This is a genomic window from Pseudomonas cavernicola, from assembly GCF_003596405.1.
Classification (GTDB): domain Bacteria; phylum Pseudomonadota; class Gammaproteobacteria; order Pseudomonadales; family Pseudomonadaceae; genus Aquipseudomonas; species Aquipseudomonas cavernicola.
In genome coordinates, this window is sequence record NZ_QYUR01000006.1 from 492,189 (window position 1) to 504,238 (window position 12,050).

Consider the following 12,050-nt stretch of genomic DNA (forward strand, 5'->3'; position numbering starts at 1 on the left):
TTCGTTTCCGACGCTTAACGAGAACTGCCGCGCAACTCGGCCACCTGCGCTTGCAGCGTCGCACGATCGGCCGCTTCCGGTGCCAGCGGAGCACCCGCCACCAGGGTGATACGCGACCACAAACGACGGAACAAGCCCTTGCTCGGATCGCGACTGAAGAAGCTGCCCCACAGTCCCTGCAACGCCATCGGAATCACCGGTACCGGGTTTTCCTCAAGGATGCGCGCGATGCCATTCTTGAACTCATTAAGCTCGCCATCGCTGGTCAACTTACCTTCGGGAAAGATGCACACCAGTTCGCCATTTTTCAGGTATTCGCCGATCTTTTTGAATGCCTGATCGTAGATCAACAGGTCTTCACTGCGCCCGGCGATCGGCACCGTACCGGCAGTGCGGAAGATGAAGTTGAGTACCGGCAGGTTGTAGATTTTGTAGTACATGACGAAGCGGATCGGCCGCCGTACTGCACCACCTACCAGCAGCGCATCGACGAAGGACACGTGGTTGCAGACCAGCACGGCCGCGCCCTCATCGGGAATCACCTGCAAACCACGGTGCTCGACACGGTACATGGAATGGCTGAGCAGCCAGATCATGAAGCGCATAGTGAATTCGGGGACGATTTTGAAGATGTAGCTGTTCACCGCGATGTTCATCAGCGACACCACCAGGAACAGTTGCGGAATCGACAGCTTGGCTACGCTCAAGAACAAAATCGAAGCAATCGCCGAGACCACCATGAACAGCGCGTTGAGGATATTGTTCGCCGCAATCACCCGCGCCCGCTCGTTCTCTGCGGTCCGCGACTGAATCAACGCGTACAACGGCACGATGTAGAAACCGCCGAACACGCCAATCCCAAGAATATCCGCGAGCACCCACCAGGCCTGGGCATGGCTCAGCACCGCGAGCCAGCTCAGCGCCTCGGTACTCTGCGGAAAATTGCCGGAGTGCCACCAAAGCAAGATGCCGAACACTGTCAGACCAATCGAGCCAAACGGCACCAAGCCGATCTCGATTTTGCGCCCCGACAACCGCTCGCACAGCATCGAGCCCAACGCGATACCGACCGAGAACACCGTGAGGATCAGCGTCACCACTGTCTCGTCGCCGTACAGCCACTCTTTGGCGTAGGCCGGAATCTGCGTCAGATAAATAGCACCGAGGAACCAAAACCAGGAATTGCCGACAATCGAGCGTGACACCGCCGGCCGCTGCCCCAAGCCCAAACGCAGAATCGCCCAGGACTGCCGAAAGATGTTCCAGTCCAAGACCAACGTCGGCAAGGCGGCCGCCGCACGTGGAATGCCGCGACTGGCCAGGTAACCGCAGCAAGCGACCAGCACAATCGCGGTTGCCACCATTGGTGCGTAAGCATGCCCCGACATCATGATGCCGGCGCTGATGGTGCCAGCGAGAATCGCCAGGAAGGTCCCCATCTCCACCAGTGCGTTGCCGCCGACCAGTTCACTCTCACGCAGCGCGGCCGGCAAGATCGAGTATTTCACCGGGCCGAACAGCGCCGAGTGGGTGCCCATGCCGAACAGCGCGATAAACATCAGCGTCAGGTTATTCAACATGAAACCGGCGGCTCCGACCGCCATGATGACAATTTCGGCCAGCTTGATCGCCCGGATCAACGCATCCTTGGCGAACTTCTCGCCGAACTGCCCACCGAGGGCGGAGAACAGGAAGAACGGCAGGATAAACAACAGTGCGCAGAGGTTGACCAATACCCCCCGATCGCCTGAAACACTAAGTTTGAAGAGGATAGCGAGGATCAGCGACTGCTTGAAGATGTTGTCGTTGAAAGCGCCGAGCAATTGCGTGATGAAGAACGGCAGGAAGCGCTTTTTACCAAGCAAAGCGAATTGCGAGTGTGTGGTCATGATCCCTGTGTACCTTTGTGAGGCCACGCTGGCCGTCCTGCATTGGACTGCAAGAGCAAGGCCAAGGCCACAGGTGGCGAAAAATTTTGCTGTCGACTGCAAAAAAAACGGGCGCTCATGGGCGCCCGTTCGATTTGTCGCCGAGGGTTAAAAGCTGACGCTGGTCTGCAGATACAGGGTGCGCGGCTGGCCCAGGTATTTGCCCAGGTTGTTGTCGGTGGAGCGGGTGTAGTACTCGCGGTTGAACAGGTTCTTCACCCCCGCCGCCAGCTTCAGGTTGGCCAGCTGCGGACCGAAGGCATATTCGCCGCGGCCGTTCCAGTAGCCAAAGCCGGGAATCTCGCCGATCGAACCGTTGGCGCTTTCCGCATCGGTGTTGGCCGCATCGGCGAACTGGCGCGACTGAGCGTAGCCGTCGACATTCCAGGTCCAGGGGCCGGTCTCGTAGCGCAGGCCAAGGGTGGCGATCTCGCGCGAATAGAACGGCAGGTCGTTGCCCTGGTTCACCCCTTCCTCGCGGGTGGCCTCGGTCAGCGTCAGCGAGGCGTAGGCGGACAGCCCCGCCAGGCGCGGATCCAGCGCGGCGAACTGGTAGCTGCCGGCCATCTCCGCGCCGCGGTGACGGGTTTCGCCGGCATTGGCCCAGGCACTCGGCGACGAGCCGGGCACTATCTCCAACTGGTCTTCGAACTTGATATGGAAGAAGGTCAGCTCGGCGCTCCAGACGCTGTCGTTGTAGCGCGTGCCAAGCTCGTAAGTCTGCGCCTTCTCCGCGCTCAGGTCGTCGTCCTGGGACAGCTGGATGTGCTGGATGCTGCCGAAGGAGGTGTTGTAGTTGGCGTACAGCTTCCAGGCATCGGACAGGTGATACAGGGCGTTGAGCGCCGGCAGCGGCTCGCTGTAGCGTTGCTGGCGGTGCTCGCCGGTCAGGCGGTTGTGCGAGCTGACCCGCACCTGCTCGTAGCGGATGCCGGGAGTGAGGGTCCAGTTGCCGATATCGATGCGGTCATCGACATAGGCGGCATGCGCCTCGGTGCCGGCGCTATTGTCGGTCGCCAGTTTCTTCGACACGCCCCAGGGGTTGGCACCGGCCTTGAAGTTGCGGTCGTAACGCTTCTCCGCGGAATCCTCTTCGATGTAGCGGTAGCCGACCCCCAGTTCGTGGCTGCTGTCGCCGGCGAGAAACAGCTGCGAATAGCGCGGTTCGATGCCGAACACCTCGTACTCGCGCGGGAACTGGCGCAGCCAGGTCATCTTGCTCGGGTTGCCATTGGTCAGGCTGCTGCCGCGATGGCTGGTGTTGTAGAAGCTGGTCAGCTCGAACTTGTGATCGGCGTCCGGGGTGCGGCTGTACTTCAGCACCGCCTGCTTGCGTTCGCCGTCGAAGCGATCGAAGGGACGGCTGCTCTGGAAGGGATCGGCCTCGAACTCGGCGGCGGTCAGCCCCCCCGGCATGTCGGCATCGGCCTCGTAGTACTGCAGGCTGGCGGACAACTCGTCGATGTCGCTGAGCCTGTAGCTGGACTTCAGCATCAGGTCGTCGATCTGAGTGTCGCTGTGATCGCGATAGGTATCGCCACGCACGCCGGAGTACAGCAGCGCCATGCCCAGGCCGTTATCGGCGGTGCCGCCGAGGAAGGCGCTGGTCCTGTTGAGGAAACCGCCCTGGGCCGGTGCCGATTCGGTCTGATAGCTGAGCTCACGGACCATTTCCTCAGGGATGCCGCGGGTGACGAAGTTGATGATGCCGCCGACGTTCTGCGGGCCATAACGTACCGCACCACCGCCGCGCACCACATCGATCGACTCGATATTGCCCAGCGACGTCGGCGCCAGCGACAGCTGAGGCTGACCGTAGGGCGCCACGGCCAGTGGCACGCCGTCCTGGAGAATGGTCGCCCGTGGCGACAGGCGCGAAGTCAGGCCTCGAGTGCCGACGTTGAGGGAGATGTCACTGCCGCCGGTACCGTTGCTGTCCTGTACCTGCAGGCCCGGCACCCGGCGCAGCACTTCGCGGACGTTGCTGGCACCGCTCTCACGGATGGTTTCTTCGCGAATTACCGTACGTGCGCCGGGGTGGTTCTTCACGTCCTCGTCGGTCGCGTCGCCGAGCCAGTCCCCCACCACTTCGACATTGCCCAGTTCCAGCGTTTCGGCAGCTGGCGCGGCCAACGAAGACAAAGCCAAAGCGACGCCCAGAGCCAGGCGCGTGTGCTTGCCGACAGACTGCATAACATGATCCCCAATAAACAGCCGAATGTCGGCCTTAAAAGGGGCGCAAATATACGCGAACTCATATCAAATGTTAATGCGAATGCTTGGCAACAACAGACATTCAGATCAGCCGCTCACAACGGCAATTGCCCCAACGCCCAACGCAGCAAAAAGAACAGCAGCAGCCCCCCGCCGATAGTCGCCAGCAGATTACGACTGAGCGCGGCAATCAGGATCGCGCCGAGGCCCGCGAGCAAATAAGCGTTGTCCAGGTTGAACGCCAAGTGCTGGCCGTCCGGCAGCAGCATGCCGGGCACGACGATGGCCGTGAGCACGGCCGCCGGCACATAGTGCAAGCCCTGCAGCACCAGCGGCGGAAAACGCAGACCTGGCCAGGCGAACAGGCTGTAGCGGATGGCGAAGGTAATCCCCGCCATCCCCAGAATCAGCAACCAGATTTCCATTACATGCCCTCCCCGAGCAGTTCTGCGTCAGCCCGTCGCTCCAGCCAAATACCGACAGCGATCCCGGCCAAGGCCGCGGCCATCAAGCCGAGCTTGTACGGCCAGGCATGCGTCAGCACCGCGACGGCACCCGCCATCAGCGCCGCCGCGACCTGCGGCCGATTGCGCAACATCGGCACGACGATACCGATAAAGGTCGCCAGCATGGCGAAGTCCAAACCCCAGCCGGCCAAACTCGGCATGGCCTGACCGAACAACACCCCCAACAGCGAAGTGGATATCCAGCACAGGTACAGCGATAACGCCACGCCGGCGTGGTACCACTGGCCCTGCTCCCCAATGCCATGGGCCAGGTAACGGCGCTGCACTACCGCGAAGGTCTCATCGGTAAGGCCAAACGCCAGGGGGACGCGCCAGCCTTGCGACAGATGGGCGATATAGGACTGCAGCGAAGCGCTGTAGAGAAGATGGCGCAGATTGACGACCAGGGTGGTAAACAGAATCACCGCCCATCCCGTTCCCGCCCCCAGCAGACTGATGGCGATAAATTGCGCCGAACCGGCATACACCAGCAGCGACATGCCCAGCGCCTGCCATAAGGTCAAGCCGGCGACGCTGGCCAGGGTGCCGTAAATAATGCCGAAAGGCGCAACGCCGACAATCATCGGAATACTGTCGCGGGCACCATAGATGAATAGTTGTGAGCGGGTCATGGAAGCTCCTCCTGCCCGCTAGCCTAAGCGACCCTGCTCAATCCGTCTTGAACGATCTTGCGCAGGTAGGGCGAATGAATTGGCTATGTCTTGACGGGCTATCGCAAAAGAGCTTTTGGAGGGGCGCACTGGCGTAGGAGCGGGCTCTGCTCGCGATGCTTTCGCGGCGATATTTTCGCGAGCAGAGCTCGCTCCTACAAAGGATAGAGGCTTGCCACAGCCTATCACTCACGCCGCAAGGGGGGGCAACCCGCTCAGCCCCAGAAACTCGGCGGGTTTCACCCGCCCTACGGAAGATTTGCATAGGTAGAGGCGAATAAATTCGCCTCTACTGGCTTTTCTCGGCGGCGATGCCAACTACCCCCGACGGCAGCAGCGTCCTGAACGATCTCGCGCAGGCGGCGCGGTATTCGCCGGGGCCGACTCCATAGGCCTGCTTGAACTGGCGGGTCAGGTGGCTCTGGTCGGCGAAGCCCAACTGCACTGCCACACTGACCGCCGAACAACCGGCCTTGAGCAAGGCACGCGCCTGCTCCAAACGCTGTTGCTTGAGCCAGGCATGGGGCGGCAAACCAGTAGCTCGGCGGAACACCCGGGCGAAATGGAAGGGCGAGAGATTGACAGCCGCCGCCAGCTCCTCCAGGGAGGGCGGCTCGGCCAGTTGGGCACGCACCAGCTCCCTGGCCCGCGCCACGCTCTGCGGCTCGCGACCCACCGTCGTCGGTTGTGCTAGCTGGGCATGCCGTTGCAGCAAGGCCAGCAACGCCTCGCGCCAGGCGGTCTGTTGTTGCAAGGCGCTGGCGCCGCTTTCCAGCAGACGATGCAGGCCACTGAAAGTCGCCACTAGATCGGCGTCGCGGTGCACGCTGCCGACGAACGCCGGCAGATCAGCCGCCGGCAATTCCAGCTCGGTCAAGATGGCTTGGATCTGCTGCGCCTCGGGATAGAACACTCGGTAGCGCCAGCCTTCGTCATGCCCCTTGGAGCCAGTATGCACCTCGCCTGGATTGATCAGCGCCAGGCTGCCGGCCGCGGCCAAGTGCTCGACCCCACGGTAGCGGTAGCGCTCGGCACCGGCCTCGACCACGGCGATCACATAGCCTTCGTGCACATGCGGGGCGAAGCGATGTTCGACGAAACGCGCAGCCAGCAGCTCCAGACCACCGAGTTCGGCGGCCTGCCAGAAGTGCGCATCCCCAGTGGACAAGTGATGCCCCATGGTCAGCCGCTGAAACGCGCCTCCAATTGGGCCTTCACCTGTGGCCACTCCTGATCGGTGATGCTGTACAACACGCTGCCGTCCAGCCGCCCATCGGCCAGGCGGCGATGGTTGCGCAATTCGCCTTCGCGCACCGCGCCAAGCTTCTCGATGGCGCGCTGCGAACGCAGGTTGCTCGCCGCGGTTTTCAGCTGCACCCGCACCATGCGCCAACTCTCGAAGGCATGCCGGAGCATCAGGTATTTGATCGTGCTGTTCAGCCCAGTGCCATGCTGGCTGCGGTCCAGCCAGGTCCAACCGATTTCGGTGGCCGGCAGGGTTGGCATAAATTCGGCAAACCGCGTAGTGCCGACCAAACGGTCGCCCAAGCGGATCACAAAGGGCAACGCCTGATCGTTGCGTTGCTGGATCAACCCGCTGCGGTACCAATCCAGGCGCAGTGGACCACTCATATGCAGCAACTCATCGCGATTGGTTTCGGCCAGAGCCACCAGCGCCGGGATATCGCCATCGACCATCGGTTCCAGACGTAGCGCACCGCGCTGCAGAGTGATCAATTGTGGCTTGAACATGAATACCATCCTCATCGACGCTTACGCGTCACGCTAACAGGGCCAAAGTGCCCGCTCAACAGGCCGTATATCCGAGCGCAATAGTTTTCACGCATCCCGTCAAGGCGGCTGCGACCTTAGTCGCGCCTGACTGAATGATACTTTGATGCGACACTGATCGGGTCCCAAGCGTTCCCTCCAGCGTCGCCTAGGAGCCAGCCCGGCCGTATGGGCTGAGCACTGCTCTGGCCACCAGCGCCGCACTCTATCGGCGGCGGGCTGCTTGGCCGCAGAATGATCCACATTAGGGGCTTCCCCACCCGGTTTGTTTGGAGTTTGCATGTCGTTGTCCAGCGGGCTGATCGCGACCGTCGCCCTGAGCTATATGGCCATCCTGTTCGCCATTGCCTTTTATGGTGATCGCCGCCGCGCACCCATGCCGCCGCGAGTCCGCGCCTGGGTCTATAGCTTGTCGCTGGCGGTGTACTGCACCAGTTGGACCTTCTTTGGCGCGGTCGGTCAGGCGGCCGGGCAGCTATGGGCGTTCCTGCCGATCTACCTGGGGCCGATCCTGCTGATGCTGTTCGCCCCCTGGGTGCTGCAGAAGATGGTGATGATCAGCAAGCAGGAGAACATCACCTCGATTGCCGACTTTATTGCCGCGCGCTATGGCAAGTCGCAGTCACTGGCGGTGGTGGTGGCGCTGATCTGCCTGGTCGGCGTGCTGCCCTATATCGCGCTGCAACTGAAGGGCATAGTGCTCGGGGTCAACCTGCTGATCGGCGCCGGCGCCGAGTCCACCGGCACCCGCGCCCAGGACACCGCGCTGATCGTGTCCCTGGTGCTGGCGCTGTTCACCATCCTCTTCGGCACCCGCAACCTCGACGCCACCGAGCACCACCACGGCATGGTCTTGGCGATCGCCTTCGAGTCGCTGGTCAAGCTGCTGGCCTTCCTCGCCGTCGGCGCCTTCGTCACCTATGGCCTGTACGACGGCTTCGGCGACCTGCTCGGCCAGGCCGAGGCCGCGCCGCCGCTCGATGCCTTCTGGGCGGAGATGGTGAACTGGCCGGCCATGCTGGTGCAGACCGGGGTGGCGATGATGGCCATCGTCTGCCTGCCGCGGCAGTTCCATATGACAGTGGTGGAAAACATCGAGCCGCGCGACCTGCGCCTGGCACGCTGGGTGTTCCCGGCCTACCTGGTGCTGGCCGCGCTGTTCGTCGTGCCCATCGCCCTGGCCGGGCGACTGCTGCTGCCGGCCGGGATGCTGCCGGACTCCTTCGTCATCAGCCTGCCGCTGGCCGAGGCCCATCCGGCCCTCGCCCTGCTGGCCTTTATCGGCGGCGCCTCGGCGGCCACCGGTATGGTCATCGTCGAGGCGGTGGCGCTGTCGACCATGGTCTCCAACGACATGCTGCTGCCCTGGCTGCTGCGCCGGCAGAACGCCGAGCGGCCGTTCGAGGTGTTCCGCCAGTGGATGCTGACGGTGCGCCGGATCAGCATCGTGGTCATCCTGCTGCTCGCCTATGTCTGCTATCGCTTGCTCGGTTCCAACGCCAGCCTGGCCACCATCGGGCAGATTTCCTTTGCCGCCGTCGCCCAGCTGGCGCCCGCGATGTTCGGCGCCCTGCTGTGGAAACAGGCCAACCGCCGTGGCGTGTTCGCCGGTCTGACAGCCGGCGCCCTGGTGTGGTTCTACACCCTGGTGCTGCCGGTGGTGGCCCGTGGCCTGGGCTGGCCGCTGGAAAGCTTCCCCGGCCTGCACAGCCTGCTCTATCAGCCGATCGGGCTGGAGGTCGACCCGCTGACCCGCGGCGTGGTGCTGTCGCTGGCCAGCAACTTCCTGCTGTTCGCCTGGGTCTCGTACTTCTCGCGCACCCGGGTTTCCGAGCACTGGCAAGCCGGGCGGTTCATCGGCCAGGAGTTCGGCAGTAAACCCAGCAGCCGCAGCCTGCTCGCCGTACAAGTGGAAGATCTGCTGATGCTGGCCAGTCGTTTTGTCGGCGAGGAGCGCGCGCGGCAGAGTTTTATCCGCTTCGCCTATCGCCAAGGCAAAGGCTTCAACCCCAGCCAGCCGGCCAACGGCGACTGGATCGCCCACACCGAACGCCTGCTCGCCGGGGTACTCGGCGCCTCGTCCACCCGCGCGGTGGTGAAAGCCGCCATTGAAGGTCGTGAGATGCAGGTCGAGGATGTGGTACGCATCGTCGATGAAGCCTCGGAGGTATTGCACTTCAACCGTGCCCTGCTGCAAGGCGCGATCGAGAACATTACCCAGGGCATCAGCGTGGTCGATCAGTCGCTGCGGCTGGTCGCCTGGAACCATCGTTATCTGGAGCTTTTCAACTACCCGGAGGGCTTGATCAGCGTCGGCCGGCCGATTGCCGACATCATTCGCTACAACGCCGAACGCGGCCTGTGCGGCCCCGGCGAGGCTGACGCGCACGTCGAACGGCGGCTGTACTGGATGCGCCAAGGCCGCGCGCATACCTCCGAACGCCTGTTTCCCAACGGCCGGGTGATCGAATTGATCGGCAACCCGATGCCCGGCGGCGGCTTCGTCATGAGCTTCACCGACATCACCGCGTTTCGCGAGGCCGAACAGGGCCTCAAAGAAGCCAACGAAGGCCTGGAGCAGCGCGTGGCCGAACGCACCCATGAACTCTCGCAACTGAACCTGGCGCTGAGCGAAGCCAAAGGCGTGGCTGAATCCGCCAACCAGTCCAAGACCCGGTTCCTCGCTGCAGTCAGTCATGACCTGATGCAGCCACTAAATGCCGCGCGACTGTTCTCGGCCGCTCTCGCCCATCAGCCGGAAGCCTTGCCGAGCGAGGCCCAACAGCTGGTACAACATCTGGACAGCTCGCTACGCTCAGCGGAAGACTTGATCAGCGATCTGCTGGATATTTCGCGCCTGGAAAGCGGTCGAATCACGCCGGATCGGCATGCCTTCCCGCTCAATGCGTTGTTCGACACCCTCGGTGCCGAATGCAAAGTCCTCGCGCAAGAGCACGGCGTGGACTTCCACCTGCGCGGCAGCCAGTTGCGGGTGGACAGCGATATCAAACTGCTACGGCGAGTGCTGCAGAACTTCCTGACCAATGCCTTCCGCTACGCCAAGGGCCATGTACTGCTCGGTGTGCGCCGCAGCGCTGGCGAGTTGCGCCTGGAGGTCTGGGATCGCGGCCCAGGCATCCCGGAAGACAAACGCACCGTCATTTTCGAAGAGTTCAAACGCCTCGACAGCCACCAAACCCGCGCCGAAAAAGGCCTCGGCCTCGGCCTCGCGATTGCTGACGGCCTCTGCCGCGTGCTCGGTCATAAGCTCGAAGTGCGTTCCTGGCCAGGTAAAGGCAGCGTCTTCAGTGTGACCGTGCCGCTCGCGCGCAGCCCGGCACCGGCCACGCTCAACGGTCTCGGCCCTGAACTTAACGGCCAAGCCTTGAACGGTACGCAAGTGCTCTGCATCGACAACGAAGACAGCATCCTGGTCGGTATGCACAGCCTGCTCTCACGCTGGGGCTGCCAGGTCTGGACGGCGCACAATCGCCTGGAGTGCGAGCACCTGCTAGATGAAGACGTGCGCCCACAACTGGCGCTGGTGGACTACCACCTGGACGAAGGCGAAACTGGCACCGAGCTGATGGCGTGGCTGCGCACCAAACTCGGTGAGCCGGTGCCGGGCGTGGTGATCAGTGCCGACGGCCGCCCCGAGCTGATCGCCGAAGTCCACGCCGCCGGCCTCGACTACCTGGCCAAACCGGTCAAACCGGCGGCACTGCGCGCCTTGCTGAGCCGACACCTGAGCTTGCGTTGAACAGCGGACTGACAGCGCCCTAGGACTTACAAAGGCAATGTAGCGGCTAACTGTTGAAGACCGATTTTGTAGGGTGGGTTAGCCGCGCAGCGGCGTAACCCACCAGCGGAGTCAGCCAGGGCGCAGCCCATAGCCGGCAGATGGCGGGTTACGCCTACGGCTAACCCACCCTACGGCTTGAGAAAACCCTTGAGCAGTTCGCCGACCCGCTCGCCCAACTCCCGATTGGCCGACAGTTGCAGGCCGCGGGCCAGTTCAGTCTCCACCACCTGCTCGACCAGCGGGCGCAGCTGCAGCAGTTGTGCGCTGAGACGCTCCAGCTCTTCGGCGCGCGGCAGAGAGTTGGCCAGCAGCGGATTGACCAGGTGCTGGACGATCATCCGCACTATGCCCGCGGACACCTGTTCGACATTGGCGCGAATCGCTGCCAGCTCATCCAGTAGCACCGGCAGCGGAATGCCGGCCTGGAACAGCTGCACCCCGGCGGCGAACAGCCGCGGACTAGGCACCCGCAGATGGTCGCCGGCGAACTCCAAGAGCCCCAGGGCCTGCGCCCGGTCGATCATCCCATCGTCCAAGGCCGTGCCGAACAACGCCTGCAACTCATCGAAACCGAGGCTGCCGGGCTCCTCCTGATTCCACGGACCGATGATCGCCTGATCCAGCCCCAACACCTGCGCCAGCCCCTGGCCTTGCTGCCAGGCCTCCAGCAGTTCGCGGATGCTGGCGATGCTGTAGCCACGCTCCAGCAGCTCGCCGATCAACTTGAGCCGGGCCAGATGCTCAGCGCTGTAAATACCCACCCGCCCACGCCGCTGCGGCGGCGGCAGCAAGCCGCGGTCCTGGTAGGCACGCAGATTACGCACGGTAGTGCCGGCCTCACGGGCCAGCTCATCGACGGTGTACTCCGCCGCTGGCTCAAGCTCGGCAGTGACCGGGGTCTGAAGCAAGAGACGCTGCAATAAGGAAGGGACGTTTTTCATGGCGGCGATCATAGCCGCCCGCATCGGCCGCCAACAACCACGTCAACCCACCCAACCTTGGGTTGGACTTGCTCGCAGCGCACGCCATAGAACCCCGCCGAAAAGTTATCCAGTCCAGCCGCAGCGCGTATCCCAGGGCAGCGGTAACACGGTAACAGGCCACAGCCGCGGCCGAGCAAGGCACTGGTCAGAGGCGC

The 12,050-nt window shown here is 63.0% G+C and carries 8 protein-coding genes; 1 reads left to right on the forward strand and 7 read right to left on the reverse strand.

What is annotated here, in order from left to right:
- Window positions 1-14: 14 nt before the first annotated feature.
- From D3879_RS18395 to D3879_RS18420, 6 genes are all read right to left on the reverse strand, one after another.
- Window positions 15-1,889 carry an MFS transporter gene (locus D3879_RS18395; protein ID WP_119955702.1) on the reverse strand — a complete coding sequence of 625 codons (1,875 nt, stop codon included), beginning with the start codon at window positions 1,887-1,889 and terminating at the stop codon, window positions 15-17.
- Between the two features lie 147 nt (window positions 1,890-2,036).
- Complete coding sequence (locus tag D3879_RS18400) at window positions 2,037-4,121, reverse strand: TonB-dependent receptor family protein (protein WP_119955703.1); 2,085 nt, start codon at window positions 4,119-4,121, stop codon at window positions 2,037-2,039.
- Between the two features lie 116 nt (window positions 4,122-4,237).
- On the reverse strand, window positions 4,238-4,567 hold the full coding sequence (locus D3879_RS18405) for an AzlD domain-containing protein (protein ID WP_119955704.1): 330 nt from the start codon (window positions 4,565-4,567) through the stop codon (window positions 4,238-4,240).
- Window positions 4,567-5,280 carry an AzlC family ABC transporter permease gene (locus tag D3879_RS18410; protein ID WP_119955705.1) on the reverse strand — a complete coding sequence of 238 codons (714 nt, stop codon included), beginning with the start codon at window positions 5,278-5,280 and terminating at the stop codon, window positions 4,567-4,569. The genes D3879_RS18405 and D3879_RS18410 overlap by 1 nt, the downstream gene beginning before the upstream one ends.
- A 328-nt stretch (window positions 5,281-5,608) precedes the next feature.
- Window positions 5,609-6,499, reverse strand: a complete 891-nt coding sequence (locus D3879_RS18415; protein ID WP_119955706.1) for an AraC family transcriptional regulator — start codon at window positions 6,497-6,499, stop codon at window positions 5,609-5,611.
- 2 nt (window positions 6,500-6,501) lie between these two features.
- The gene (locus tag D3879_RS18420; RefSeq protein ID WP_119955707.1) at window positions 6,502-7,071 is read right to left on the reverse strand and encodes a GNAT family N-acetyltransferase; all 570 of its coding nucleotides are present in this window, start codon (window positions 7,069-7,071) and stop codon (window positions 6,502-6,504) included.
- 319 nt (window positions 7,072-7,390) lie between these two features.
- Here D3879_RS18420 and D3879_RS18425 point away from each other — a divergent pair, with 319 nt between their 5' ends.
- Window positions 7,391-10,870, forward strand: a complete 3,480-nt coding sequence (locus D3879_RS18425) for a hybrid sensor histidine kinase/response regulator (protein WP_119955708.1) — start codon at window positions 7,391-7,393, stop codon at window positions 10,868-10,870.
- A gap of 170 nt (window positions 10,871-11,040) precedes the next feature.
- Here D3879_RS18425 and D3879_RS18430 read toward each other — a convergent pair whose 3' ends face one another.
- A complete protein-coding gene (locus D3879_RS18430; protein WP_119956348.1) occupies window positions 11,041-11,853 on the reverse strand; it encodes a MerR family transcriptional regulator in 813 nt (270 codons plus the stop codon).
- Window positions 11,854-12,050: the final 197 nt, after the last annotated feature.

Coding starts and splice junctions, on each gene's coding strand:
- D3879_RS18415 (WP_119955706.1), bottom strand. CDS start 6,499: ATGGGGCATCACTTGTCCACTGGGGATGCGCACTTCTGGCAGGCCGCC.
- D3879_RS18430 (WP_119956348.1), bottom strand. CDS start 11,853: ATGAAAAACGTCCCTTCCTTATTGCAGCGTCTCTTGCTTCAGACCCCG.
- D3879_RS18425 (WP_119955708.1), top strand. CDS start 7,391: ATGTCGTTGTCCAGCGGGCTGATCGCGACCGTCGCCCTGAGCTATATG.
- D3879_RS18410 (WP_119955705.1), bottom strand. CDS start 5,280: ATGACCCGCTCACAACTATTCATCTATGGTGCCCGCGACAGTATTCCG.
- D3879_RS18405 (WP_119955704.1), bottom strand. CDS start 4,567: ATGGAAATCTGGTTGCTGATTCTGGGGATGGCGGGGATTACCTTCGCC.
- D3879_RS18420 (WP_119955707.1), bottom strand. CDS start 7,071: ATGTTCAAGCCACAATTGATCACTCTGCAGCGCGGTGCGCTACGTCTG.
- D3879_RS18395 (WP_119955702.1), bottom strand. CDS start 1,889: ATGACCACACACTCGCAATTCGCTTTGCTTGGTAAAAAGCGCTTCCTG.
- D3879_RS18400 (WP_119955703.1), bottom strand. CDS start 4,121: ATGCAGTCTGTCGGCAAGCACACGCGCCTGGCTCTGGGCGTCGCTTTG.